At 68.0% G+C, this 24,455-nt stretch carries 24 protein-coding genes; 7 read left to right on the top strand and 17 right to left on the bottom strand.

Annotation, left to right across the window (positions count from 1 at the left end; genetic code table 11):
- On the bottom strand, positions 1-1,050 hold the full coding sequence (locus LIN44_RS18540; protein WP_227315729.1) for a hypothetical protein: 1,050 nt from the start codon (positions 1,048-1,050) through the stop codon (positions 1-3).
- Between the two features lie 238 nt (positions 1,051-1,288).
- Between LIN44_RS18540 and LIN44_RS18535 the strand changes: the two genes are divergently transcribed.
- The 4 genes from LIN44_RS18535 to alaC all read left to right on the top strand — a co-directional run bounded on the left by LIN44_RS18535 (position 1,289) and on the right by alaC (position 4,729).
- Complete coding sequence (locus LIN44_RS18535; RefSeq protein WP_227315728.1) at positions 1,289-1,999, top strand: PadR family transcriptional regulator; 711 nt, start codon at positions 1,289-1,291, stop codon at positions 1,997-1,999.
- A gap of 78 nt (positions 2,000-2,077) precedes the next feature.
- Positions 2,078-2,905, top strand: a complete 828-nt coding sequence (locus LIN44_RS18530) for a siderophore-interacting protein (protein ID WP_227315727.1) — start codon at positions 2,078-2,080, stop codon at positions 2,903-2,905.
- Positions 2,906-3,032: 127 nt separating this feature from the next.
- Positions 3,033-3,371: a hypothetical protein gene (locus tag LIN44_RS18525; protein WP_370641746.1), complete on the top strand. Its 339-nt coding sequence runs from the start codon at positions 3,033-3,035 to the stop codon at positions 3,369-3,371.
- 131 nt (positions 3,372-3,502) lie between these two features.
- Positions 3,503-4,729: an alanine transaminase gene (gene alaC / locus LIN44_RS18520; RefSeq protein ID WP_227315725.1), complete on the top strand. Its 1,227-nt coding sequence runs from the start codon at positions 3,503-3,505 to the stop codon at positions 4,727-4,729.
- A gap of 19 nt (positions 4,730-4,748) precedes the next feature.
- On the opposite strand, the gene LIN44_RS18515 is transcribed toward alaC, so the two are convergent.
- From LIN44_RS18515 to LIN44_RS18490, 6 genes are all read right to left on the bottom strand, one after another.
- Positions 4,749-5,414, bottom strand: coding sequence for a Crp/Fnr family transcriptional regulator (locus tag LIN44_RS18515; protein ID WP_227315724.1), 666 nt, complete (start codon positions 5,412-5,414; stop codon positions 4,749-4,751).
- Between the two features lie 14 nt (positions 5,415-5,428).
- Positions 5,429-6,562 (bottom strand): enoyl-CoA hydratase/isomerase family protein, encoded by a 1,134-nt coding sequence (locus tag LIN44_RS18510; protein WP_227315723.1) that lies wholly within the window; start codon positions 6,560-6,562, stop codon positions 5,429-5,431.
- 10 nt (positions 6,563-6,572) lie between these two features.
- Positions 6,573-7,343, bottom strand: coding sequence for an enoyl-CoA hydratase (locus tag LIN44_RS18505; RefSeq protein WP_227315722.1), 771 nt, complete (start codon positions 7,341-7,343; stop codon positions 6,573-6,575).
- Complete coding sequence (gene mmsB, locus LIN44_RS18500; protein ID WP_227315721.1) at positions 7,340-8,245, bottom strand: 3-hydroxyisobutyrate dehydrogenase; 906 nt, start codon at positions 8,243-8,245, stop codon at positions 7,340-7,342. The genes LIN44_RS18505 and mmsB overlap by 4 nt, the downstream gene beginning before the upstream one ends.
- Before the next feature lie 117 nt (positions 8,246-8,362).
- Positions 8,363-9,886 carry a CoA-acylating methylmalonate-semialdehyde dehydrogenase gene (locus tag LIN44_RS18495; protein WP_227315720.1) on the bottom strand — a complete coding sequence of 508 codons (1,524 nt, stop codon included), beginning with the start codon at positions 9,884-9,886 and terminating at the stop codon, positions 8,363-8,365.
- A 43-nt stretch (positions 9,887-9,929) separates the two neighbouring features.
- Positions 9,930-11,063 carry an acyl-CoA dehydrogenase family protein gene (locus LIN44_RS18490; protein ID WP_227315719.1) on the bottom strand — a complete coding sequence of 378 codons (1,134 nt, stop codon included), beginning with the start codon at positions 11,061-11,063 and terminating at the stop codon, positions 9,930-9,932.
- A 166-nt stretch (positions 11,064-11,229) separates the two neighbouring features.
- On the opposite strand from LIN44_RS18490, the gene LIN44_RS18485 reads away from it, so the two are divergent.
- Positions 11,230-12,243 carry an AraC family transcriptional regulator gene (locus LIN44_RS18485; protein WP_227315718.1) on the top strand — a complete coding sequence of 338 codons (1,014 nt, stop codon included), beginning with the start codon at positions 11,230-11,232 and terminating at the stop codon, positions 12,241-12,243.
- Positions 12,244-12,251: 8 nt separating this feature from the next.
- Here LIN44_RS18485 and fghA read toward each other — a convergent pair whose 3' ends face one another.
- From fghA to LIN44_RS18435, 10 genes are all read right to left on the bottom strand, one after another.
- Positions 12,252-13,094 carry an S-formylglutathione hydrolase gene (fghA, locus tag LIN44_RS18480; RefSeq protein ID WP_227315717.1) on the bottom strand — a complete coding sequence of 281 codons (843 nt, stop codon included), beginning with the start codon at positions 13,092-13,094 and terminating at the stop codon, positions 12,252-12,254.
- Between the two features lie 13 nt (positions 13,095-13,107).
- A complete protein-coding gene (locus LIN44_RS18475) occupies positions 13,108-14,214 on the bottom strand; it encodes an S-(hydroxymethyl)glutathione dehydrogenase/class III alcohol dehydrogenase (RefSeq protein ID WP_227315716.1) in 1,107 nt (368 codons plus the stop codon).
- 160 nt (positions 14,215-14,374) lie between these two features.
- Positions 14,375-15,751, bottom strand: a complete 1,377-nt coding sequence (locus LIN44_RS18470; protein WP_227315715.1) for an NTP/NDP exchange transporter — start codon at positions 15,749-15,751, stop codon at positions 14,375-14,377.
- Positions 15,752-15,763: 12 nt separating this feature from the next.
- The gene (locus tag LIN44_RS18465; protein WP_227315714.1) at positions 15,764-16,681 is read right to left on the bottom strand and encodes an aldo/keto reductase; all 918 of its coding nucleotides are present in this window, start codon (positions 16,679-16,681) and stop codon (positions 15,764-15,766) included.
- A gap of 85 nt (positions 16,682-16,766) precedes the next feature.
- Complete coding sequence (locus LIN44_RS18460) at positions 16,767-17,147, bottom strand: type II toxin-antitoxin system VapC family toxin (RefSeq protein ID WP_227315713.1); 381 nt, start codon at positions 17,145-17,147, stop codon at positions 16,767-16,769.
- Positions 17,144-17,350, bottom strand: coding sequence for a type II toxin-antitoxin system VapB family antitoxin (locus tag LIN44_RS18455; RefSeq protein ID WP_227315712.1), 207 nt, complete (start codon positions 17,348-17,350; stop codon positions 17,144-17,146). The genes LIN44_RS18460 and LIN44_RS18455 overlap by 4 nt, the downstream gene beginning before the upstream one ends.
- A gap of 211 nt (positions 17,351-17,561) precedes the next feature.
- The gene (locus tag LIN44_RS18450) at positions 17,562-18,923 is read right to left on the bottom strand and encodes a GntP family permease (protein WP_227315711.1); all 1,362 of its coding nucleotides are present in this window, start codon (positions 18,921-18,923) and stop codon (positions 17,562-17,564) included.
- Between the two features lie 234 nt (positions 18,924-19,157).
- Positions 19,158-19,550: a RidA family protein gene (locus LIN44_RS18445; RefSeq protein ID WP_012355941.1), complete on the bottom strand. Its 393-nt coding sequence runs from the start codon at positions 19,548-19,550 to the stop codon at positions 19,158-19,160.
- A gap of 52 nt (positions 19,551-19,602) precedes the next feature.
- A complete protein-coding gene (locus LIN44_RS18440) occupies positions 19,603-21,057 on the bottom strand; it encodes an amidohydrolase family protein (RefSeq protein WP_227315710.1) in 1,455 nt (484 codons plus the stop codon).
- Positions 21,058-21,059: 2 nt separating this feature from the next.
- The gene (locus LIN44_RS18435) at positions 21,060-21,965 is read right to left on the bottom strand and encodes a MurR/RpiR family transcriptional regulator (protein WP_227315709.1); all 906 of its coding nucleotides are present in this window, start codon (positions 21,963-21,965) and stop codon (positions 21,060-21,062) included.
- Positions 21,966-22,191: 226 nt separating this feature from the next.
- On the opposite strand from LIN44_RS18435, the gene LIN44_RS18430 reads away from it, so the two are divergent.
- Entirely contained in the window at positions 22,192-23,460 is a 1,269-nt protein-coding gene (locus tag LIN44_RS18430; RefSeq protein ID WP_227315708.1) for an amino acid deaminase, read from the top strand.
- Positions 23,461-23,473: 13 nt separating this feature from the next.
- Positions 23,474-24,409 (top strand): sugar kinase, encoded by a 936-nt coding sequence (locus tag LIN44_RS18425; RefSeq protein WP_227315707.1) that lies wholly within the window; start codon positions 23,474-23,476, stop codon positions 24,407-24,409.
- Positions 24,410-24,455: the final 46 nt, after the last annotated feature.

Raw genomic sequence — 24,455 nt, 5'->3', positions numbered from 1 at the left:
CTAGAACCCGCTGATCCGCAACCCGAGCGAAAACAGCCCGTAGGTCCGGTCGAGCCGGCTTGCGGTGACGGGGTTGTACAGCAACGGCACATAGCCCATCAGGCTGTTCTGCGCGCCTTGTCCGCGCACGAAGATGTCGACATGCCGGTTGATCGCGTACGACGCCTGCAGCAGCACGGTCTGGTTGAACTGGGCCCTGGCTGAGCCATAGGCCATGTAGCGATTGTCCAGTTCGCGGAAGAAGTACTGGACGTGGTAGCCCGCGCTCAGGCTCCAGGCGCCATGGCCCCAGCGCCATGAGCCGCCCGCGCCGATGAACGCGCCGCTGTCATTGAAACTGTTGCCGGCGTCGACACCGAGATCGGCGGCATTGAGGCGAAAGCCGCCACTCGGGACGGTAGCGCGCCCCACGCGGCAGGGCGCCGCAAGCGTACCGGTTGCCATGTTGTCGGCACTGACCCTGACGTTGTACAGGCAAGAGCCTTGCTTGAGCGTGCCCTGGATATCGCCGGCCCGGACCCAGCTATAGCCGCCGCTGATAAAGCCGGTCAGTGCCTGGCCGGGCCAGGGGCGGCCGGTGTAGATGAGGTCGGCCTGTACCTGCGTGTCGTTCGGGTGGGCGATGCTGTAGTCGGCAAGCTTGTTGCCCGGCATCGCACCCGACTTACGCAGGCTGCCGGTGTAATTGCCCCAGGCCGACAAACGCAACGCCAGTTTCCGTCCGGCATCGGGCGTCGCGATCAGGCCATAGCTCGTCGACGCCAGCCAGCTATCGATTCCGGCGGAGTCGTCGCCATGGCTGACATGGCGGCGCCAGTAGCCCGCCTCCAGCGACCAGGCAGGAGACAGCTTGTAGCCAAGCCGCAGGTGTCCACCCTGATAATGGCTGCCCACGTCATACGCCGGCTCAACGTAATAGCTATGCGCCGCCGGTCCCGCCGGTTCCGCGCTCAGCAGTGCATCCTCCATCGCGCCCAACGCTGCTCCCATTGGCGCCAGCATCATGGCGCCGATGCAGGCCCCCAGCCTGCGCTGAATCCTGGCGTCCATCTCGTCCCCCGATTGGCCTTGTTGTTGTTCACTGTCGTGCCGGCCGTGGCACCGTCTGTCGCGATGCTTGGCGCTAAATGCATGTTGGAAAGCGGCGCGGCGAGAGACAACCCGGCTTGGTACGCCAGCGCACGCATGGCGTGCGGGGCAGCAGGTCGGCCACGGCAAGTGGCAGGCTTGACTTTAGATCGTAAGATATATATCGTAAGATATGTCTGGCGATATGCAGGAGAGGCGCATGCATCACCACCACTCGCATCCCTTCGGCGCTGGGCCGCATCCGGACCTTTTTGGCCGGGCCCGTCATCTCATGCTGCGCTTCACCCCGCACCTGGTTCATCACGCCATGGGCCGTGGCCACGGCGGCGGCTTCTGGGGCGGCCGGGACGATGACGGTTTCGGACCTGGCGGCCCGGGCGGCTTCGACGAAGAAGGCTGGCGCCGCGGCCGCAAGTTCAGTGCCGACGACCTGCAACTGCTGCTGCTGTCCTTGCTCGAAGAAAAGCCCAGCCATGGCTACGAGCTGATCAAGGCGTTGGAGACGCGCACCAACGGCTTCTACAAGCCGAGCCCTGGCGTGGTCTATCCCGCGCTGACGTATCTGGAAGAAGTCGGCTATGCCACCGTCGACACCGAGGGCAACAAGAAGCGCTATCAGTTGTCGGAGACCGGCAGGGCGCACCTGGCTGCCAACCGCGAGCGTGTCGATGTGATGGTGGCGCGGCTGCGCCACGTGGCGCGCAAGATGGAGTGGATGCGCCGGGCGATGCGTGGCGAGCAGCAGCCTGAGCCGGAGCAGGGCGGGTGGCTGCCCGAGCTGATGCAGGCGCGTGCCGCGCTGAAGCAGGCGCTGGTGATGCGCAGCGAAGCGGGTGCCGACGAGCAGCGCCGCATTGCCGCGATCCTGGCGCGCGCGGCGGCAGAGATCGAAGCAGGCCCGCAGGCCTGAACCATGGCGCTGACCCTGGCATCGGCCTTCGGCAATCGTGCCGCGCAGGCGCAGCGCACGCATACAAGGAATCCCGATATGACCCAAAACACGACTGAACCCGCACGCAACCTGACCGTCGAGCGCGTGCGTCATCCGCTGAAGATGCGCCTGCTGCAGGTGGTGCGCACCACGCTGGTTTCACCGCAACTGCTGCGCGTGACGCTGGGCGGCGCTGACCTGCAGGGCTTTGTCTCGGCGTCGTTCGACGATCACGTCAAGGTGTTTTTCCCGGCTGACGGCGCTGACAAGCCGGTGTTGCCGCAGGTCACCGCGGACGGCATTGCATTCCCCGAGGGCCAGCCGCGACCGGCGGCACGCGACTACACGCCGCGCCGCTTCGATGCGGCAAAGCAGGAGCTGGACCTCGAATTCGTCCTGCACGGTGACGGCCCCGCGTCCACATGGGCGGCGCAGGCGCGGCCGGGCCAGTACCTCGGCGTGGGCGGGCCGCGCGGCTCGTTCGTGGTGCCGACGGGGTTCGACTGGCACCTGCTGGTCGGCGACGATACGGCGCTGCCGGCCATCGGGCGCCGGCTGGAAGAGCTTGGCGCCGGCACCCATGCCATCGTGGTGGCGGAGGTGGGCGATGCCGCCGCGCAGATCCCGCTGCCGAGCGCCGCGCAGGTGGACCTGCACTGGCTGCATCGCGGCGATGCGCCGGAAGGCAGCCTGCTGGAAGGCGCGCTGCGCCAGCTGGCGCTGCCGCGTGGCGAGGGCTATGTGTGGGCTGCCGGCGAGGGCGCTGCGATGAAGGCGGTGCGCCAGTACCTGGTCACGGAGCGCGGCATCGACAAGCAGCGCATCCGGGCCTCCGCCTACTGGAAGCGCGGGGCGTCGGCGGTGCACGAGACGCTGGACGATTGAACGCTGCGGCGCGGTGTACGCGGGCGCCGGCATGCCATAAGATGGCGGCATCGCCATTGCCAGGAGCAGCGCCGTGCCGTTTGCCATCCAGCCATTGCGCCTCGCCGCCGCGGCCGCCTCCATTGCCATGCTGGCCGCGTGTGCGCCGGATTCCGTGCGCAATATCGAGGCCAGGGGCTTCAACGCCTATCTCGATTCGCTGCAGACCGCTTGCCCCAATATGGTGGTCGGCTCCAGCAATATCAGCGAGTGGCTGCGTACCAGTGGCAGCCGGGACGACGACAACTACGTCTACTGGCTGGACCAGACTTCGCGGCTGTATTACCGCCGCATATCGCCGGCCCAGTATCGCGATTCGGTCAGCGCGGCGCTTGGCGGCAAGTTCGATTCGCGCGCGCTGGACTGCATCGTACGCAACCTGCCGGCGGAACGGCCGACGCATCCCCCGGGCGGCAAGCTGCTCTGATCGGTCGCGCACGGCCGCACATGGCCGTTGTGCAATCTCCGCATCCCCGCTAACATGAGTCCCCGGCAGCCGAGACAAAAGCTGCCGACGTCGCTCGGACGGTTCCGGGCGCTTACGTAAAGGACCTCTTCATGACTGCCGCTTCCTCCGGCAAGCGCCGCTTTGCGCGCATCGATCGCCTTCCCCCGTACGTTTTCAATATCACCGCCGAGCTGAAGATGGCTGCCCGCCGCCGTGGCGAGGACATCATCGACATGAGCATGGGCAACCCCGATGGCGCCACGCCGGCGCATATCGTGGCCAAGCTGACTGAAGCGGCGCAGCGGCCCGATACGCATGGCTATTCGGCATCCAGGGGCATTCCGCGGCTGCGCCGCGCGATCTCGCACTGGTACCGCGAACGGTATGACGTCGAGATCGATCCGGATACCGAGGCCATCGTCACCATCGGCTCGAAAGAGGGCCTGGCGCACCTGATGCTGGCCACGCTGGATCGCGGCGACACCGTGCTGGTGCCCGACCCCAGCTATCCGATCCACATCTACGGCGCGGTGATTGCCGGGGCCGACATCCGCTCGGTGCCGCTGGTGCCGGGCATCGACTTCTTTGCAGAGCTGGAGCGCGCCATCCGCGGCAGCTATCCCAAGCCCAAGATGATCGTGCTGGGATTTCCGTCGAACCCGACGGCGCAATGCGTGGAGCTGGACTTCTTCGAGCGCGTGATCGCGCTGGCGCGCAAGCACGATATCTTCGTGGTGCACGACCTGGCCTATGCCGACATCGTCTTCGACGGCTGGAAAGCGCCGTCGATCATGCAGGTGCCGGGCGCCAAGGACATCGCGGTGGAATTCTTCACGCTGTCCAAGAGCTACAACATGGCGGGCTGGCGCGTGGGCTTTATGGTCGGCAACCCGGACCTGGTGGCGGCGCTGACGCGCATCAAGAGCTATCACGACTACGGCACCTTCACGCCGCTGCAGATCGCGGCCATCGCCGCGCTCGAAGGCGACCAGCAATGCGTCAGCGAGATCGCCGCGCAATACCAGTCGCGCCGCGACGTGCTGGCGCGCGGGCTGATCGAGGCCGGCTGGCCGGTGGAAATCCCCAAGGCCTCGATGTATATCTGGGCGCGGATTCCCGAACCCTACCGCGCGCTGGGCTCGCTGGAATTCTCGAAGCAATTGCTGGCCAAGGCCAAGGTCTCGGTGTCGCCGGGCATCGGCTTCGGCGACTATGGCGACGAGTACGTACGCTTCGCGCTGATCGAGAATGAATCGCGCATCCGGCAGGCGGTGCGCGGCATCAAGGCGATGTTCCGGGCGGACGGGCTGGTGAAGCCGTCGTCGGCGGCGGCATAGCCGTGAACGTTTGCCGCCTTCAGTAGCGGCGCAGCGCCTCCAGGTCGAGCACATGCACGGCGCCGTGCTCGACCGCCAGCAGGCCTTCGCTCTCCAGCACCTTGAGCGCCGCATTGGCCCGCTGGCGCGAAATGCCGGCCAGCAGGCCCACTTCCTCCTGGGTCAGATGCAGCGCCGGACCCTGGCCAGGGCAGAGCACCGGATTGAACAGCGTCGCCAACGCCCGCGCGACGCGGCCCTCGATGCCGTGCAGCCGTTCGTGCTCGACGGTGGCGATGAACAGGCCGAGCCGTTCGTTGAGCTGGTCGAGCAGGTAGCGGTTGAACGGCAGGCTGGTTTCCTGCAGCCAGCGGAAGGTCGCGCCCGGCATGCAGGCGATGCGTGAATCGCGCAGCGCGACCACGTCATAGCGCAGCGCCTCGCGCTTGAGCAGGGAGCCTTCGCCGAGCCAGCCTCCGGCCGGCACGCCGGTCAGCGTGGCGCGCTTGCCGGAGGGCACGGCGCTATGCACCTTGACCAGACCCTCGGCGACGCCCAGCCAACTGTCGGCCCGGTCGCCCTTGCGGATGACGTAGGCGCCTTGCGGCACCGCGCGCTCGCGCATCTCGGCGCGAACGCGATCGCGTTGCGCCGGGGTCAGGGCCGCGGCCCAGGGGCTGCGTGCCAGCAGCGCGTCGAGGCTCACGGCCGTGCATCCGCTCAGGGGTGCAACGCCAGGGGCAACGGCTGCTCGCCGGGCGCCCACCAGGGCCGGAACAGCGCCTGTACCACGGCGTCATCGACCGCGTCATAGCGGGTGACGCGCCAGCGCGGGGCGTTGTCCTTGTCGACGATCAGCGCGCGCACGCCTTCGACGAAATCGCCTTGCGCGAAAGCGTTGACCACCACCGCCAGTTCCATGCGGAAGCAGTCGGCCAGGTCCATCCTGCGTCCGCGCAGCAGCAGCTCGCGCGTGGCGCACGCGGACAGCGGCGAACGGGTACGCAGGACATCGATGGTGCGGGTGGCCCAAGCGGTGTAGGCGGGGTCGTCCTCGCCAGCCAGGCTGGCCAGGATTTCCGGCAGCGTCGCATGCGCCGGGAAATGCTCCAGCAGGGCCGGCAGCACTTGCAGCAGCGGCGCTTCGGCGGCGCTGGCAACGGGCTCGCGCACCAGCGCGTGGCGCAAGTCCGCCAGCGTGTCGTGGCCCCAGTCGATGCCGGCGAGGGTTTGTTCCAGCCCGGCCAGCGTGGCGCTGTCCACCGCCGCATCGGCCAGTCCGCACAGCAGGGCGTCCGCCGCGCCGATGCTCACGCCGGTCAGCCCCAGGTAGAGCGCCAGCGGCACCGGCAGTTTCGACAGGAAGTGGCTGGCGCCCACATCCGGCACCAGGCCGATGCCGGTCTCGGGCATGGCCACGCGCGAGCGTTCGGTGACCAGGCGCAGGTGCGCGGCCTGTGCCAGGCCCATGCCGCCGCCCATGACGATGCCATCCATCAGCGCCACCAGCGGCTTGGGATAGCGGTGCAGGCGGTAGTCCAGCGTGTATTCGTCGATAAAGAAGCGCCGGTGCAGCGGCGTGCCGTCGCGGTAGCTGTCGGTCAGCGCGCGGATATCGCCGCCGGCGCAGAAGGCCTTAGGGCCCGCGCCGCGCAGCACCACCGCGCGGATGGCATCGTCACGCGCCCAGGCCTCCATCTGTGCGCCGAGCGCGACGATCATCGGGTACGACAGGGCATTGAGCTGGCGCGGCCGGTTCAGCGTGGCAATGCCGACGCCGTTGACCACCTGGAACAGCACCTCCGGCCCGGCAACATCCAGGTTGGCGGCCTTGGTTTCTTCGGTCAGGCGCATGGCGGGGCTCCTAGGCGTTGCGCCATTGCGGCGCGCGTTTCTCGAGGAAGGCGTTGACGCCCTCGCGCTGGTCGGCATCGTCGAACAGGTCGACAAAGCGCTCGCGCTCCAGCGCCAGCGCCGCGTGGCGCGGCACGCCCTGGCGCGCCAGGTGCACCAGCCGCTTGCTGTGTGCGGCGGCACGCGGGCTGACCTGACAGGCGCGCTCGGCCATCGCCAGCGCCGCGGCAAGGGCCTGGCCGCGCGGCACCACCTCTTCCACCAGTCCGATGCGCAGCGCGGTGGCCGCATCGACGCGTTCGTTGGTCAGGATCATGCGCTTGGCCCAGCCTTCGCCCACCAGCCACGGCAGCGTCTGCGTGCCGCAGCCGCACGGCAGCAGGCCCACGGCGGCTTCGGGCAGCGCCATCTGTGCCTGTTCCTCGGCGATGCGGATATCGCAGGCCAGCGCGCATTCCAGCCCGCCGCCCATGGCATAGCCGTTGATCGCGGCAATCACCACCGGCCGCGCGTTCTGCAGGGCCTCGAAGGCGCTGCCGAACTGCTGCGCCATCACGCGCGCATGCGCGCGATCGCCGTCGGCAAAGCCGTTCAGGTCGGCACCGGCGCTGAAGAACTTCTCGCCGGCTCCGGTGACGACCACGGCGCGCACTTCCGGGTTGGCGTCGATCTTTGCAACCAGCTCGCGCAGCTGCTGCAGGCCCTCGGCGGTGAACGCATTGGCGGGCGGGCGGCTCAGCGTCAGCGTGGCGACGTGGCCCTGCAGGGCGAATTCGATCATTGCTGGCCCTCCTTGTCGGCGGCCGACAGGTACTGGCGGATGACGCCGGAGAAGTCGAGATGGCCATCGCCGGCGTCGCTCACGGCCTGGTAGACCTGTTGCGCCAGCGCGCCCAGGAACAGGGGCTGCTTCACGCTGCGCGCCGCGTCCGTGGCCAGGCCCAGGTCCTTGAGCATCAGGTCGGCGCCGAAGCCGCCGCTGTAGCCACGGCCGGCCGGCGCGGTCTCGATCACGCCGGGCCACGGATTGCAGGTATCGGAAGCCCAGCAGCGGCCGGTCGAGGTATTGACGATGCCCGCCAGCACTTTGGCATCGATGCCGAGCTTGACCCCCAGCGCCATTGCCTCGGAGACGCCGATCATGGAGATGCCCAGGATCAGGTTGTTGCAGATCTTGGCGACCTGGCCGGTGCCGGTGCCGCCGCAGTGGACCAGGTTGCGGCCCATGCCGGCCAGCACCGGGCGCACCTGCGCGAACAGCGCCTCGCTGGCGCCGACCATGAAGGTCAGCGTGCCGGCCTGCGCGCCAACGGTGCCGCCGGAGACCGGCGCATCGGCCAGCGCATTGCCGTGGGCCTCGGCCGCGGCCGCCAGTTCGCGCACGGTGGCCGGGTCGATGGTGCTGGAGTCGACCAGCGGCACGCCGCGCCGCACCCCGGCGAGCACGCCGTCTTCGCCGAGGTAGGCGCTGCGCACATGGGCGGCGGCCGGCAGCATGGTGATGACGAAATCGGCCTCGGCCACCGCCTTGCGCGCCGAGTCGGCGCTGGCGGCGCCCTCGGCGCACAGCGATGCCACCGCGGCGGCGTTCAGGTCGAATACGGTCAGCGTGTGACCGGCCTTGAGCAGGTTGCGCGCCATGGGCGCGCCCATGTTGCCCAGGCCGATGAAGGCGATATGCATGGGGTGTCTCCTTCGTATCAGGTGTCAATATCCCGCTTGTTTTCTCCCCTCTCCCGCAAGCGGGAGAGGGGAGCACACAATCGGTTCGCGTCCGGCATCAGGATTTCGTCGTCTCGCTTACTTCAAACTGATCGTCGTATTCACCCCATCATTCACCGTGGCATCGTCAAACCACCGCGCCGTCACCGTCTTGGTCTGCGTGTAGAACTGCACCACCTGCTTGCCGTACGGACCCAGGTCGCCCAGCTTGGAGCCGCGCGAGCCGGTGAAGCTGAAGTAGGGCACTGGTACCGGGATAGGGATGTTGATGCCGACCTGGCCGACATCGATCTCGCTCTGGAACTTGCGCGCCGCGGCGCCGCTTTGCGTGAACACGCCGGTGCCGTTGCCGAACGGGTTGCGGTTGACCAGCGCGATGGCGTCGTCGAGCGTATCGACGCCGATCACCACCAGCACCGGTCCGAAGATCTCTTCGGTGTAGATCGACATGTCGGTCTTCACATCGGTGAAGATGGTCGGGCCGATGAAGTTGCCCTGCGGATAGCCGGGGACTTCCACGCCGCGCCCGTCCAGCACCAGCGTGGCGCCTTCGCGCTCGCCGGCAGCGATCAGGCCGAGGATGCGCTCCTTTGCCGCGACCGAAACCACCGGGCCGACATCGGTGCCCGGCTCGGCGCCGGCGCCAACCTTGAGCGACTTTGCCCGCGCCACCAGATCGGGCACCCAGTCACGCGCCGCGCCCACCAGCACCACCACCGAAGTGGCCATGCAGCGCTGCCCGGCCGCGCCGAAGCCGGCGCCCGCCAGCGCATTCAGGGTTTGCTCCTTGTGCGCGTCGGGCAGCACCACTGCGTGGTTCTTGGCGCCCATCATCGACTGCACGCGCTTGCCGTGCGCGCCGGCCAGGTTGTAGACATGGGTGCCGACGGCGGTCGAGCCCACGAACGACACCGCCTTGATGTCCGGGTGCGTGCACAGCGCATCGACCACGTCCTTGGCGCCGTGCACCACGTTCAGCACGCCCGGCGGCACGCCAGCTTCCAGCGCCAGCTTGACCAGTTCCATGGTCGACAGCGGATCCTGCTCCGACGGCTTGAGCACGAAGGTATTGCCGCAGACGATCGCCATCGGGAACATCCACAGCGGGATCATCGCCGGGAAGTTGAACGGGGTGATGCCGGCGCAGACGCCGATCGGCTGCTGCAGCGTGTAGGTGTCGACGGTGGCGGCGACGTTCTCGGCAAAGCCGCCTTGCTGCAGCGTGCCGATCGAGCAGGCGTGCTCGACCACCTCCAGCCCGCGGAAGATGTCGCCTTCGGCATCGGCCAGGGTCTTGCCCTGCTCGGCGGTCAGGATCGCGGCGATGCGCTTGCTGTGCTCGCGGATCAGGGCCTGGAAACGCAGCATGATGCGCAGCCGCGCGCCGATCGGCGTGTGGCGCCAGGTGGCAAAGGCGCGGTGCGCGGCGCCCACCGCTGCCGCCACTTCACTGGCGGTGGCGAGCGGCACGCGCGCCAGCACTTGCTGCGTCGCGGGATTGACCACGTTGCGGAATTCAGTGGCGGACGAGTCCACCCATTCGCCGTTGATCAGCAGCGGTACGGTGGGCACGGCAGGGTCGGTCTTGGTCACGGCGGTCATGGTTGTCTCCGGGTGGTCTGTTCTGTTGGCTGGGAAAGTGGCCCTACAGGCTGCGCGCGATCAGCATGCGCTGGATCTCGCTGGTGCCTTCGTAGATCTGGGTGATGCGGGCGTCGCGGTAATGGCGCTCGACCGGATAGTCTTCCAGGTAGCCGTAGCCGCCGTGGATCTGCAGCGCCTTGGAGCACACGCGCTCGGCGAGTTCCGACGCATACAGCTTGGCCTGCGAGGCTTCGGACAGGCACGGCACCCCATCGCTGCGCATGCGCGCGGCGCGGTGCACCAGCAGCCGCGCGGCATTCAGTTCGGTGGCCATGTCGGCCAGCATGTTGGCGATGGGAGGATGCTCGCGCAGTGCACGGCCGAACTGGATGCGTTCTGACGCGTAGCGGCAGGCGGCCTCGAAGGCCGAACGGGCGATGCCGATCGCCTGCGCGGCGATGCCGATGCGTCCGCCCTCCAGGTTGGACAGCGCGATGCGCAAGCCCTCGCCGGGCTCGCCGAGCAGCGCGTCGTGCGGGACCACGCAGTCTTCCAGCGTGATGGCGCAGGTATCGGAGGCGCGGATGCCAAGCTTCTTCTCCGGGGCGTGGACGATGAAGCCTGGCGTGTTGGTGGGCACCAGGAACGCCGAGATCCCTTTCTTGCCGCGTTCCGGTTCGGTGGCGGCAAACACCACCGCCACGCCCGCACGCTGGCCGTTGGTGACAAACTGCTTGCTGCCGTTGAGCACCCAGCCGTTGTCGGTGAAGCGGGCGCGGGTGCGCAGGTTGTGCGCCTCGGAGCCCGCCTGCGGTTCGGTCAGGCAGAACGCGCCGATCAGCTCGCCGCTGGCAAGGCGTGCCAGGTAGCGTTCTTTCTGCGCATCGGTGCCGTAGTGCAGGATCGGCCCGCAGCCGACCGAGTTGTGCACGCTCATCATGGTCGCGCAGGCGGCGCAGCCGGCGGCGATTTCCTCGATGGCCAGCGCATAGGCGACGTAGTCGGTATAGGTGCCGCCCCATTCCTCCGGGACGATCATGCCCAGCAGCCCCAGCGCGCCCATTTCGGCGACGACCTCGTCGGGCAGGCGGCCATCGCGGTCCCATTGCGCGGCGCCGGCGGCCAGCCGCTCGATGGCGAAGGCGCGCGCGCTGTCGCGGATCATGGTTTGCTCTTCGGTGTAGTCGCTATGCATGGCAGGTTGGGATGGAGCGTTTGGAGCCGCGCTGCAACTCAGGCAGAATGCGCGCGCGGCGTTTGACCTGCGGGCAGTGTAGGAACGCCCGGAGTCGGCTCCTATGCCAAAATCCGCCAATCTTCGTGAACTCGTTTGCCACCCTCGCTTTTCCGCCCTCAGCACCATGGAAAAAGGCAGTGTCGCCATCTGTTTCGTCCACCACGCCATCGCGGGGCTGCGCGCGCGCGGCATCGATCCCGATCCGGTGCTGCGCGGTGCCGGCATTGCACCGGCGCTGCTGGCCGTGCCGCAGGCGCGGGTCTCGGCCGCCAGCTACAGCGAGCTGTGGCTGGCCGTGGCCGCGGCGCTGGATGATGAGTTCTTCGGCCAGGACTCGCGCAGCATGAAGTGCGGCAGCTTTGCCATGCTGTGCCATGCGGTGGCCGGAAGCCGCACGCTGGCGCAGGCGCTGGAGCGCATCACGCGGTACTTCCGGCTGCTGCTCGACGATATCGGTGTGCGGCTGGAGCGCCATGGCGACGAGGCCGCGCTGGTGCTGACGGCGCCGCGCGCGCATCTGGGCCACCAGCCCGGCGTGTTCGCGCAGGAGACCATGCTGATCATGCTGCATGGGCTGATGAGCTGGCTGCTGCGGCGGCGCGTGCCGGTGCGGCTGGCGGCATTCAACTATGCCGAACCGCCGTACAGCGCGGAATATCGCGTCATGTATTCGCGCCAGCTGGCGTTCGCGCAACCGGCCACGGCGCTGGTGTTCGATGCGGCGCTGCTGGAGCAGCCGGTGCGCCACGATGAGCGCAGCCTGAAGGCGTTCCTGCGCGACGCGCCACACAACGTGGTGGTCAAGTATTCGGACCGCAGCAGCATGGGCGCGCGCGTGCGCCGGCTGCTGCGCAACCAGCGTCCGGACCAATGGCCGACCTTCGAAGACCTGGCCGTCAGCCTGAACCTGTCGGCGTCGTCATTGCGGCGCCGGCTGATGGAGGAGGGCGTGAGCTACCAGGACCTGAAGGATGCACTGCGGCGCGACCTGGCGATCGAGGCGCTGAGCCACTCCGGGCGCCCGGTGGCGGATATCGCGGCCGAGCTCGGTTTTGCCGAGCCGGGCGCGTTTCACCGGGCGTTCCGGCGCTGGACCGGATCGCGCCCGGGGGCCTACCGCCGCGTCGCGGAAAGCTGAACCGGCGGCTACAGCTGCGTGGCGTGGTGCCGGATGTGGTCCGCGATAAAGCTGGTGATGAAGTAGTAGCCGTGGTCGTAGCCGCTGTGCCGGCGTAAGGTCAGCGGCTGGCCGACCGCCTGGCAGGCCGCGGCAAACGCCTCCGGATGCAGCTGGCTCTGCAGGAACTGGTCGTCCAGCCCCTGGTCGACCAGGATGCCGGCCGGGAACGGCGCAGCCTGCTGGCGTGCCATCAGCTCGCTGGCGTCATATTGAGCCCAGCCGGCGCGGTCGCTGCCGAGGTAGCCGGTAAAGGCCTTCTCTCCCCACGGGCAGCGCGACGGCGCGGCGATCGGCGCGAAGGCCGACACCGAGCGGAAGCGCTGCGGATGGCGCTGCGCCAGCACCAGCGCACCGTGCCCGCCCATCGAATGCCCGAAGATGCCGGCGCGCGCGGCATCGCCCGGCAACGCCGTGGTCGCCAGTTCGAACAGTTCTTCCGCGACGTAGCTTTCCATGCGCCAGTGCTTGTGCCACGGTGCTTCGGTGGCATCGACATAAAACCCCGCGCCCACGCCGAAGTCCCACGCATCCGCCTCTCCCGGCAGGCCCGCGCCGCGCGGGCTGGTGTCGGGAGCCACCAGCATCAGGCCGTGCTCGGCGGCAAAACGCTGCGCGCCGGCCTTGATCATGAAAGTCTCTTCGGTGCAGGTCAGGCCGGCCAGGTAGAACAGCACCGGCACCCGTGCGCCAGCCTGCGCCTGCGGCGGCAGGTAGACCGAGAAACGCATCGGCAGCCCGATCGCCACCGAGTCATGTCGATAGAAGCGCTGCACGCCGCCGTGGCAGCCATGTTGCGAGATCAGTTCCATGTCGGCGCCGTCCTCAGTACAACACCACGGAACGGATCGACTCGCCGCGCTTCATCAGGTCGAAGCCTTCGTTGATGCGCTCCAGCGGCAGCGTGTGCGTGATCAGGTCGTCGATATTGAGCTTGCCCTCCATGTACCAGTCGACGATCTTCGGCACGTCGGTGCGTCCGCGCGCGCCGCCGAAGGCGGAGCCTTTCCACTCGCGTCCGGTCACCAGCTGGAACGGGCGCGTCGAGATCTCCGCGCCGGCCTCGGCCACGCCGATGATGATCGACTTGCCCCAGCCCTTGTGGCAGCACTCCAGCGCCTGGCGCATGACCTGCGTATTGCCGATGCATTCGAACGAGTAGTCGGCGCCGCCGTCGGTCAGCTGGATGATGTGGTCGACCACGTTGTCGACATCCTTCGGGTTGATGAAATGGGTCATGCCGAACTTGCGCGCCATCGCCTCGCGCGCCGGGTTCAGGTCGACGCCGATGATCTTGTCGGCACCGACCATCCTGGCCGCCTGGATCACGTTCAGGCCGATGCCGCCCAGGCCGAACACGACCACGTTGGCGCCGGCCTCGACCTTGGCGGTGAACAGCACCGCGCCCACGCCGGTGGTGACGCCGCAGCCGATGTAGCAGACCTTGTCGAAGGGCGCATCCGGGCGGATCTTCGCCAGCGCGATCTCCGGCACCACGATGTGGTTGGCGAAGGTCGAGGTGCCCATGTAGTGGAAGATCGGCTTGCCGTCGAGCGAAAAGCGCGAGGTGCCGTCCGGCATCAGGCCCTTGCCCTGCGTCGCGCGGATGGCCTGGCACAGGTTGGTCTTGCGCGACAGGCAGAACTTGCACTGGCGGCATTCCGGCGTGTACAGCGGGATCACGTGGTCGCCCGGCTTGAGCGAGGTCACGCCCGGGCCGACGTCGGTGACGATGCCCGCGCCCTCATGGCCCAAGATTGCCGGGAAGATGCCTTCCGGATCGGCGCCCGACAGCGTGTAGTAGTCGGTGTGGCAGATGCCGGTGGCCTTCACTTCCACCAGCACTTCGCCGGCGCGCGGGCCGTCGAGGTCGACGTCTTCGATGGTCAGCGGGGCGCCGGCTTTCCAGGCGATGGCGGCTTTGGTTTTCATGGGGGAGTCCTCCGGGATCAGGAATATGGGGGCGGCTTGCATGGCTCAGCGGTTCTGGCGCCGCGCGGCGAAAGTTCGGCGCGGTGCGCAAGCCAGCCAGTCCGAGGACATGACTATACGGTCTTCCTGCGGCATGAGGCCAGCTTTGGCCGATCAGCGGTCAGCGCCCGCGCGTCACGGCCGCATGGCCGGCACGACTGCCAAGGCCGTCATCCGTCGGCCGCAATTGCCCTTCATGCCGCCGCCCCAGCCACCACCCCAGCCCCGCCCACACCAGCGCCAGCATGGCACCCGCCAGTGCCACCGCGGCCGGATGCCCTGACAGCGCATCGATCCCCGTTTTGACCCACGCACTGACCGCATCGCCCGCGCGATAGACGGCGGTGTCGATGACGTTCTTGGCCTTGTACTTGGTTTCGGGATCGACCACGGTGAACAGCATTTCGCGCCCGGGGCGCAGCAGCGCGTATTCGCCCACGCGCCGCAGGATCATCACGCCGGCCAGCACGCCGAAGGTCGGCAGCATCGCCAGTACGAGAAAGCCGCAGACAACGGCCAGCGGCACCGCGGTCAGCAGCACGGTGACGCCATAGCGGCGTGCCATGCGGCCGGTGAAGAACAGTTGCACCAGGATGGTCAGGGCTTGCACCACCGCATCCAGCGCGCTGAACACCTGGGTCTGGCGGGTGCGCTCGGGGAAGGCCTCGGCGACGAGCCGGGCCTGCTCGAAATACAGGAAGGTGCTGGCCGTGGCCAGCAAGATCACGAACAGGCCGATGCCGAGCAGATAGCGCGAGCGCAGCAGCAACGACAGCCCGGCCAGCAGCCCGCCGCCAATCGGATTGGCGGGATCCTGTGTCGCGCTGGCAACGGCCTGGTCGGGCGGCCCGACGCCGGCGCCGGCTCGACGGCGCCAGCCGAACAGCCAGCCCACGCCCGGCAGCGTGGCGGCCAGCAATGCGGCCGACAGCAGCATCAGGCCGGTCAGTCCGATATGCGGCACCAGCCAGCCGCCCAGCATCGGCCCGGCCAGTCCGCCCGCGCTGGCACCGGCGGCCAGCAGCGCGAACAGCCGGCGCGACTGCTCCGGGCGGAACACATCGGCCATCAGGCTCCACGCCACCGAGACCACGAACAGGTTGAACACGGACAACCACACGTAGAACACGCGCGCCAGCCAGACGTTGTCGGGTAGCGCGCGCGTGGCCAGCGCAAAGGCCAGCAGGTTGGCAATGAAGAAGGCGTAGACCCACGGCACGAAGCGGCGCCGTGGCAGCCAGGCGCAGACGGCGCCGTAGAGCGGGATGGCGGCCAGCATCACGACGAAGGTGGCGGTGAACAGCCATTGCAGGTTCTTCACGCCGCCGGCAATGCCCATGGTTTCGCGCACCGGGCGCAGCATGAAATAGCTGGCGAACAGGCAGAAGAAGAACAGGAAACCGGCCACCACGGCGCCGGCTTCGCCGCTGCGGACGCCGAAGCCGCGCCACAGGCGGGCCAGGCTGGCGGCGGGGGCGTTGGGTGCGGGCTCGTCCATGGCAGCGCCGGTTTAGCGCAGCAGCGCCGCAATGCGCTCGCGCTGCCCGGGATCGGGCATGCGGCCCAGCCCGGCGCCGAGGTTGTCGGCCATATTGCGCGGCTTGGAGGTGGCCGGGATGGCAGCGGTCACGGCCGGATGGCTGACGACGAATTTCAGGAACAACTGGCCCCATGAGCCGCAGTCAATGTCGCCGGCCCATGGCGGCAGCGGGCGGTCCTTGACCACGCGGAACAGGCGGCCATCCTGGAACGGCCGGTTGATCAGCACTGCGACGCCACGCGCCTCGCACAGCGGCAGCAGCGTGCGCTCGGCATTGCGCTCGCCCACGGAGTAATTGATCTGGACAAAGTCCACACGCTCGGCGTGCAGGATTTTTTCCAGGGCTTCGTGGGCGTCGTCGCGGTAATGGGTGATGCCCAGGTAGCGGATGCGGCCTTGCTCCTTCAACTGGCGCAGCCAGCGCAGGTTGTTTTGCCAGTCGATCAGGTTGTGTATCTGCAGCAGGTCGACCTTGTCGACGTGCAGGTCGGCCAGCGAGCGTTCCCATTGCGCCTGCGCCGGTGCGCCGGATCGGGCCGAGATCTTGGTGGCGAGGAAGACCCGGTTGCGTGCATTCGCCGCGCGCAGCAGATCGCCGGTCACGGCTTCGGCACTGCCGTAGCTGGGCGCGGTATCGACCACCGAACCTTCGGTCTGCAGCAACAGCCCCATGACCTCCGCCAACGGCTTGCGTTCGTCAGGGCCGGTGCCGACGTCGAAGGTGTCGGCGGTGCCCATGCCGATCACGGGCAGGGCTTCGGTGGTGCCTGGAATGGTGCGGCGCAGTGGCGCGGCGACGGTGGCGGCATGGGCCGGCAGCGCTGGCCCGAACCCGGTGGCGGCCAGTCCGGCGGCCAGGCCAAGGAATGAGCGACGGTCGATCGACATGGCACGGTTTCATGGCGAGTCACTGACTGGTTGACCTTAGGCGGTGGGCCCGGCCATGTAAACCGTTGCGTGCGCGGCGGCATCCTTAGTGGAGACGAGGACGATATCCCACGCCAAAGCGGGCGGACAAAGCGTTCAGGCGCTGGTCCAGTGTCCAAAGCCGGGCGCCGGGGGTAATCAGGGTCGAAGCTAGCAACGTGACATCCACCAGGCCGCAGCCCAGCCCATACAGTTGCTCGCGCTCGACCAGTGCGATGACTTCTGCCTGCGTCGCCTGCCTGGCCGCCTGCAACAGCCCCAGGTCGCCGAGCGTCTGTGCCCGGGGCGCCGGTGGCGTGCCGCAGGCCAGTTCCGCCACGACCATGGGGTGGATCAGCACCTGGTCCGCCTCCATCAGGCGGATCAGGGCGTCGTTGCGGTGCCGGAAATGGCTCACCCACACCGAAGTGTCGACGAGCACGCTCATTTCACGTCGGGTTCGGGACTGCGGCGGGGGATGTCCTGCATGTCGGGGGCGGCGCCGCCGAGGGCCGCGAGGCGCTTGGCGGCCTGCACCCGAACGAATGTCTTGATTGCCTCGCGAAACAGGTCTGCTTTGTCCATGCCGGGGTCCGCCATCTCCAGGGCTTGTTCATACAGGGCGTCATCGATCGTGACAGTCGTGCGCATCGCAGGCTCCTTGAATCAATATTGATGCCAATATGCATCAAAAAAGGAATCATGGCAAGGCCGCGATCGATTGCGGAGCCGGGCGCCGACGACACCCTTGCAGTATTGGCTGCCGGCGCCAGGGCGTCGATGAGAGGTGTCGCATTCCGGGCCCGCCAGGGCAGGCATGCTGCCGGACCGGGCGGGGCGGTCCCGCGACCCCGGCTTGCCGTCAGACCAGCGTGGCCAGGCCCAGCGTCAGCAGCAGCGCCACCACCGAGATGATGGTTTCGCAGACCGACCAGGTCTTGAAGGTCTGGGCCACGGTCATGTTGAAGTACTCCTTGACCAGCCAGAAGCCGCCGTCGTTCACGTGCGACAGGATCAGCGAGCCGGCGCCGGTGGTCAGCACCAGCAGTTCGGGGCGGGTGCCGGGCACGCTGGCGGCGATCGGCGCGACGATGCCCGCGGCGGTGGTCATGGCAACCGTCGCCGAGCCCGTGGCGATGCGGATCATCACCGCGACCAGCCAGCCCAGCACCAGCACCGACACGTTGGCACCGGTGGCAACGTCGACGATGGCGGTGGAGATGCCCGAGTCGCGCAGGATGCGGCCGAAGCCCCCGCCGGCACCGACTACCAGCGTGATGATGGCGGTGGGCGCCACGCACTCGTTGGTGAACTTGAGGATGGTTTCGCGATTGAAGCCGCGCGCCTTGCCGAAGGTGTAGAAGCTGACCAGCGCCGCGATCAGCAGCGCCATCACCGAATTGCCGATCAGTTTCAGGAAGTCGTTGGCGAAGGTCTTGGGCGTAGTGAACAGGTCAGCCCAGCTGCCGATCAGCATCAGCACCACCGGCAGCAGGATGGTGAACACCGTGATGCCGAAGCCCGGCAACTGGTGCGATTCCTTGACGCGCTCGTCCTCTTCGGTGAATTGCTCGGCGAGCGGGTTGTATTCGGGCAGCTTGACGTAGCGGTCCATCAGCCGGGCGAACAGCGGACCCGCGAGCGCGGCGGTGGGGATGCCCACGATCAGCGCGTACATGATGGTCTTGCCGATATCGGCGCCATAGGCGGTCACCGCCAGCAGCGCGGCCGGATGCGGCGGGATCAGGCCGTGCACCACCGACAGCCCGGCCACCATCGGGATGCCGACCAGCACCATCGACGTGCCGGTGCGCTTGGCCACGTTGAAGGCGATCGGCACCAGCAGCACGAAACCCACTTCGAAGAACACCGGCAGGCCGACGATGAACGCGATGGTGGCCATGGCCCAATGCACGTTCTTCGCCCCGAAGAAATCGATCAGCGTGTTGGCGATGCGCTCGGCGCCGCCGGACTCGGCCATCATCTTGCCCAGCATGGTGCCCAGGCCTACCACCAGCGCGATATGGCCGAGGGTGCCGCCGACACCGGCTTCAAAGGACTTGACGATCTCGCTCATCGGCATGCCCACGGCAAAGCCGAGCAGCACCGAGACGACGACCAGGGTAATGAACGGGTTGAGCTTGTAGCGCGCGATCAGCACCACCAGTGCGATCACTGCGATCAGCGCATACACCAAGAGCGTGGTTCCGGTGACGGCACCCATATTGTCTCCTTGCGTGGAAAAAGAGCCGCTCGTGGCGGCAGACGTCAGGCTTCTAGCTTGTTTTCTCCCCTCTCCCGCACGCGGGAGAGGGGCAGGGGGTGAGGGCAGGCGCCTGCCAGGTACGATGGCGCTCGCTTCGTGGAGGCTCCCGCCCTCACCCCCGCCCCTCTCCCATTTCATGGGAGAGGGGAGCAGACCCTCAGCAGGCAATCAGGAATCAAGCAGGCAGCAGGCTCAGGCCGCCGGCTTCTTGTAGGCGATGCAGTCGACCTCGACCTTGCAATCGACCACCATGCTCGACTGCACGCAGGCGCGCGCGGGCGGGTTGGCGCCGAAGTATTCCTTGAAGATCTTGTTGAACGAGGCGAAGTCGCGGGTGTCGTCCAGCCACACGCCGCAGCGCACGACGTGCTCGGGGCCGTAGCCGGCCTCGGCCAGGATGGCCAGCACGTTCTTGATGGCCTGGTGGGTCTGGGGCACGATGCCGCCGTCGATGACCTCGCCGTTGACCATCGGCACCTGGCCGGAGACGTAGAGCCAGCCGTCGGCCGCGACCGCGCGGGCGAAGGGCATGTGCTGGCCGCCGGTACCGGTGCCGCCTTCGACGCCGAATCGTTTGATGTCCATGAGTACTCCTGGAAATTGGTTGGATAGTGAGGGAAGCGGCGGTGCGTGCGGGTCAGCCGGCACCGCGGGGCAGGAACCGGCCGGCGCGCACGCCGGTGCTCTGGCGCTGCTGCCATGACAGCTCGCCGTTGACCCAGACCGAGGCGATGCCCTCGGCCGGCTGCATGGGATCGGTAAAGCTGGCGGCGTCGCGGATCGTGGCGGCGTCGAACAGCACCAGGTCGGCCCAGTAGCCTTCGCGCACGAAGCCGCGCTGGCGCAGGCCGAAGCGCTCGGCCGACATGCCGGTCATCTTGTTGACGGCCACGGTCAGCGGGAACAGTTCGCGGTCGCGCGCGTAGTGGCCGAGCACGCGCGGAAACGCGCCCCACAGGCGCGGATGCGGCAGCGGGTCGTTGGGCAGGCCGTCCGAGCCGACCACCGTGGCGGGATGGCTCAGGATGCGATCGACGTCGGCGTCTTCCATGCAGTGGTAGACCGCGCCGGCGGGCATCAGCCGGCGCGCCGCCTGGTGCAGGTCGACCTGCCATTCGGCGGCGATGTCGGCGAGCAGACGGCCGCTCATCTCCGGCGCGCCTTCGGACCAGGTCACCATGATGTCGAAGTCCCCGGTGACCTGCTTCAGGTCCAGCGTGGAAGAGCTGGCGGTGTACGGATAGCAGTCGCAGCCGACCGGCTGCCAGCGCTGCGCGCCGTCGAGCGCGTCCAGCACTTCGGTGCTGCGGCCCCAGTTGGCCACGCCGGCGCATTTCAGGTGCGAGATCACCACCGGCACGCGCGCATGGCGGCCGATGCGGAAGGCCTCGTCCATGGCCTCGAGGATCTCGGCGAATTCGCTGCGCAAATGGGTGGCGTAGAGCGCGCCGGCGTCGGCCAGCGGCTCGGCCAGCGCCAGCACTTCGTCGGTCGGCGCGCTGAAGGCGTTGGCGTAGGCCAGTCCCGTGGACAGGCCCAGCGCCCCGTGCCGCAGCGCTTCTTCCAGCTGCGCGCGCATCGCGGCGATTTCCTGCGGCGTCGCGGCGCGGTCGAAGCGGTCCATATGGTTGCTGCGCAGCGCGGTATGGCCGACCAGCGCGGCGACGTTGACCGCGGGCTGCGCGGCCTCGACCGCATCGACATAGGTCTTGAAATCCGGATAGCGGAAGGCGTCGGCATGGCCGAGCAGGTTCATCGGGTCGGGCGGATCGCCCGCCAGCGTGACCGGCGCGGCGCTGATGCCGCAGTTGCCGACCACCACCGTGGTCACGCCCTGCGACAGCTTGGGCGTCATCTCGGGCTGGCGTACCACGTTGGTGTCGTCGTGCGTGTGCACGTCGATAAAGCCCGGTGCCAGCACCAGGCCATCGCCCTCGACCACGTGCGCGGCCGCATCGGGATCGATCGCGCCGGGGGCATCGATGCGGGCGATGCGGCCATCGCGCAAGGCCACGTCGGCCAGGCGCGCGGCCGCGCCGGAGCCGTCGATCAGCGTCACGCAGCGAATCAGGGTGTCGAACAGGTGTGGCATGGTCAGTCTCCCAGCGGCTGGCGGCTGTCGGGGCCCTTGCCGGGGCCGCTGTCGCCGCGGTGGCTGTCGAGCACGTACTTGAGCCGGCGCAGGCGCTCCTTGCTCTGGTCCGGCTGCAACAGCGCGCACTGCGTCGCCAGTACGTCCAGCACCATCAGCATGGCGTAGCGCGAGGCCGATGGCTTGAAAATGAAATCCGTCTCGAGCGTGCGCACTGGCAGCAGCACGTCGGCACGCGCCGCCAGCGGCGAGCCCAGCGCGGTCACGGCCACCAGGCGGGCGCCGTACTCGCGCGCGATATCGCAGCTGGCCAGCATCTCCGGTACGCGGCCGCTGGCCGAGAAGGCCAGCACCACGTCGTCGCGGCCCAGCGTGGCCGCCACCATCTTCTGCAGCAGGGCATCCTGGTAGCTGGCCACCGGCAGGCCCAGGCGCGCCAGGCGGTGGCGCGCTTCATCGGCCATGAACGACGAGCCGCCGCCCATGCCAAAAGCGTAGACCATGCGTGCGCCCAGCAACAGGCGCGCGGCCTGCTCGATGCGCTGCGCATCCAGCAGCCCGCGATTGGCTTCGAGCGCGCTGAGGATGTCGGCGTGGATGCTGTCGGCCAGCGTGGCGGGCGCGGCTTCAGCGGCGGGAACGTTGCCGGGCTGCAGGAAGCGCGCACCCACCGCCGCGGCCTGGGCCAGCCGCAGCTTCAGGTCGCGCACGTCGCGGCAGCCGATGGCCTTGGCGAAGCGCGTCACGCTGGCTTCGCTGACGCCGGCCTGGCGGGCCAGCTCATTGATGCTTGCCGCCGCCGCGCCGGCCAGGTCTTCCAGCACTACCTGCGCCACCTTCTGCTCGGCCAGGCGCAGGGCGGGGCCGCGCTCGGCGATGCGGGTCAGGATGTCGAAGGGCGCGGTCATGTTCGGAGAGGGCGTGGTGGCGAAACGGGCCGGAATCGTAATGTGACGAAATCTGCAGGCAGCGTGGGCAGGGGCTATAACAGTGACTAGCGGCCGCTGCATGGCTCGCTTGCTGCCAGCGCACCGGCTCGTCCGGGTCTCGTATGTTACTTTATAACAGGGATGAAATATCTTATTTTCAGGGATATCATTACGTCAATCAGATTTTTTCAGGGTGATGATAGGCATGCGTGAAATAAAGTATCAGGCTGGCGTGATCGATCCGCTCAACAAGGCGCTGGGTCGGATGGAGGCTCCCATCGCCCCGGACGCGGCTGGCCAGACCGGCTGGAATCTGTTGCAGGAAGAATTGAGCCTGCCCGCCGCGGTGCTCTATGAAGACCGGCTCGCGCACAACCTGGAATGGATGCGCCGCTTCATGGACGAATACGGCGTGCAGCTGGCGCCGCATGGCAAGACCACGATGGCGCCCAAGCTGTTTGCCCGGCAACTCAAAGCCGGCGCGTGGGGCATCACCCTGGCCACTGCGCACCAGACCGCGGCCGCGCATGCGCATGGCGTCAGGCGCGTGCTGATGGCCAACCAGCTGGTCGGCCGCCGCAATATGGAAATCATCGCGGACCTGCTGCGCGATCCCGGGTTTGAATTCTTCGCGCTGGTGGATTCGGCCGCGCTGGTCGACCAGCTCGGCAAGTTCTTCCGGCAGCGCGGACAGAAGCTGCAGGTGCTGCTGGAGCTGGGCGTCGAAGGCGGGCGTACCGGCGTGCGCGACGACGCGCAGCAGCAGGCCGTGCTCGACGCGCTGGCGCGCTGGCCCGAGGCGTTGTCGCTGGCCGGCGTGGAGATCTACGAGGGCGTGCTGAAGGAAGAAGCCGAGATCCGCAAGTTCCTGCAGCGCACCGTCGCGGTGACGCGGCAACTGGCCGCGCAAGGCCGCTTCGGCCGCAGCCCGGTGGTGATGTCCGGTGCGGGCTCGGCCTGGTACGACGTGGTCGCCGAGGAATTCGCGCGCACCGACATCGGCGCGCCGATCGACATCGTGCTGCGTCCCGGCTGCTACCTGACGCACGATGTGGGCATCTACCGCGCCGCGCAGCAGCGCATCCTGGCGAGCAACCCGGTCGCGCAGAAAATGCGCGAAGGCTTGCTGCCGGCGCTGCAGCTGTGGGCCTATGTGCAGTCGATTCCGGAACCCGACCGCGTCATCATCGGCATGGGCAAGCGCGATGCCGCCTTCGACGCCGGCATGCCGATCCCGGCGCGCCTGTACCGCCCGGGTGCCGAGGCGCCGGTGGACGTGCCCGCGCATTGGGAAGTCACCGGCATGATGGACCAGCACGCCTATCTGCAGGTCAAGCCGGGCGACGATATCCAGGTCGGCGACATGATCGCCTTCGATATCTCGCACCCGTGCCTGACCTTCGACAAGTGGCGCCATATCCCGGTGCTGGATCGCGACATGCGCGTGATCGACATCGTGCAAACCTTCTTCTGAGGCAAGCGGTCCCATGAGCATCGATATCCTCGCCTATGGCGAGCCGCTGGTTGAATTCAACCAGCAGCCGGACGATCCGTCGCGCTACCTGCAGGGCTTTGGCGGCGATACCTCCAACTTCTGCATTGCGGCCGCGCGCCAGGGCGCCAGCACCGGCTATATCTGCGCGGTCGGTGCCGATACCTTCGGCGAGCGCCTGCGTGCACTGTGGACGCAGGAGCGCGTCGACACACGGCATGTGCTCGTCGACGCCGGTGCGCCCACCGGCGTCTACTTTGTCTCGCACGACAACCACGGCCACCGCTTCGACTACCTGCGCGAAGGCTCCGCCGCCAGCCGCTACCAGCACGACCAGCTGCCGCTGGGTGCGATCGCCGCGGCGCGCTACCTGCACCTCTCCGGCATCAGCCTGGCCATCAGCACCAGCGCCTGCGATGCCGGCCTGGATGCGATGGAGCACGCGCGCAAGGCCGGCACCAGGGTCACGCTCGACACCAACCTGCGGCTGCGCCTGTGGTCGCTGGCGCGCGCGCGCGGCATCATGCGCGAAGCTTTCCGGATGACCGACGTATGCCTGCCCAGCTGGGACGACATTACCGTGCTGACCGGGCTGGACGACCGCGATGCCATCGCCGACTACCTGCTCGGCTGCGGCATCGGCCTGGTCGCGCTGAAGCTGGGCGAGGAGGGCTCGTATATCGCCACGCCCGAGTCCCGCAGCCTGGTACCAGCCTATCCGGTCAAGCCGGTCGATGCCACCGGCGCCGGCGATTGCTTCGGCGGCAGCTTCGTCGCGCGGCTGGCCGCGGGCGCCGATCCGTTCGAGGCGGCGCGCTATGCCAATGTGGCGGCGGCGTTGTCGACCACCGGCTATGGCGCGGTGGCGCCGATTCCGGATGCGCAGACCGTGCTGGCGCGGCTGGCGCAGTCGGTATCGGTGATCGCATGAGCCGTTGCCCGAACCTGATGTTTTCCTGAACCCATATACCGCGAGA

The organism is Cupriavidus sp. MP-37, assembly GCF_020618415.1.
In the GTDB taxonomy this organism is placed as follows: Bacteria; Pseudomonadota; Gammaproteobacteria; order Burkholderiales; family Burkholderiaceae; genus Cupriavidus.
The sequence above is the reverse complement of the archived record's forward strand: the minus strand, read 5'-3'. Positions and strand labels throughout refer to the sequence as shown.

Coding starts and splice junctions, on each gene's coding strand:
- LIN44_RS18540 (WP_227315729.1), bottom strand. CDS start 1,050: ATGGACGCCAGGATTCAGCGCAGGCTGGGGGCCTGCATCGGCGCCATG.
- LIN44_RS18535 (WP_227315728.1), top strand. CDS start 1,289: ATGCATCACCACCACTCGCATCCCTTCGGCGCTGGGCCGCATCCGGAC.
- LIN44_RS18530 (WP_227315727.1), top strand. CDS start 2,078: ATGACCCAAAACACGACTGAACCCGCACGCAACCTGACCGTCGAGCGC.
- LIN44_RS18525 (WP_370641746.1), top strand. CDS start 3,033: ATGCTGGCCGCGTGTGCGCCGGATTCCGTGCGCAATATCGAGGCCAGG.
- alaC (WP_227315725.1), top strand. CDS start 3,503: ATGACTGCCGCTTCCTCCGGCAAGCGCCGCTTTGCGCGCATCGATCGC.
- LIN44_RS18510 (WP_227315723.1), bottom strand. CDS start 6,562: ATGCGCCTGACCGAAGAAACCAAGGCCGCCAACCTGGATGTTGCCGGG.
- LIN44_RS18505 (WP_227315722.1), bottom strand. CDS start 7,343: ATGATCGAATTCGCCCTGCAGGGCCACGTCGCCACGCTGACGCTGAGC.
- mmsB (WP_227315721.1), bottom strand. CDS start 8,245: ATGCATATCGCCTTCATCGGCCTGGGCAACATGGGCGCGCCCATGGCG.
- LIN44_RS18495 (WP_227315720.1), bottom strand. CDS start 9,886: ATGACCGCCGTGACCAAGACCGACCCTGCCGTGCCCACCGTACCGCTG.
- LIN44_RS18490 (WP_227315719.1), bottom strand. CDS start 11,063: ATGCATAGCGACTACACCGAAGAGCAAACCATGATCCGCGACAGCGCG.
- LIN44_RS18485 (WP_227315718.1), top strand. CDS start 11,230: ATGGAAAAAGGCAGTGTCGCCATCTGTTTCGTCCACCACGCCATCGCG.
- fghA (WP_227315717.1), bottom strand. CDS start 13,094: ATGGAACTGATCTCGCAACATGGCTGCCACGGCGGCGTGCAGCGCTTC.
- LIN44_RS18475 (WP_227315716.1), bottom strand. CDS start 14,214: ATGAAAACCAAAGCCGCCATCGCCTGGAAAGCCGGCGCCCCGCTGACC.
- LIN44_RS18470 (WP_227315715.1), bottom strand. CDS start 15,751: ATGGACGAGCCCGCACCCAACGCCCCCGCCGCCAGCCTGGCCCGCCTG.
- LIN44_RS18465 (WP_227315714.1), bottom strand. CDS start 16,681: ATGTCGATCGACCGTCGCTCATTCCTTGGCCTGGCCGCCGGACTGGCC.
- LIN44_RS18460 (WP_227315713.1), bottom strand. CDS start 17,147: ATGAGCGTGCTCGTCGACACTTCGGTGTGGGTGAGCCATTTCCGGCAC.
- LIN44_RS18455 (WP_227315712.1), bottom strand. CDS start 17,350: ATGCGCACGACTGTCACGATCGATGACGCCCTGTATGAACAAGCCCTG.
- LIN44_RS18450 (WP_227315711.1), bottom strand. CDS start 18,923: ATGGGTGCCGTCACCGGAACCACGCTCTTGGTGTATGCGCTGATCGCA.
- LIN44_RS18445 (WP_012355941.1), bottom strand. CDS start 19,550: ATGGACATCAAACGATTCGGCGTCGAAGGCGGCACCGGTACCGGCGGC.
- LIN44_RS18440 (WP_227315710.1), bottom strand. CDS start 21,057: ATGCCACACCTGTTCGACACCCTGATTCGCTGCGTGACGCTGATCGAC.
- LIN44_RS18435 (WP_227315709.1), bottom strand. CDS start 21,965: ATGACCGCGCCCTTCGACATCCTGACCCGCATCGCCGAGCGCGGCCCC.
- LIN44_RS18430 (WP_227315708.1), top strand. CDS start 22,192: ATGCGTGAAATAAAGTATCAGGCTGGCGTGATCGATCCGCTCAACAAG.
- LIN44_RS18425 (WP_227315707.1), top strand. CDS start 23,474: ATGAGCATCGATATCCTCGCCTATGGCGAGCCGCTGGTTGAATTCAAC.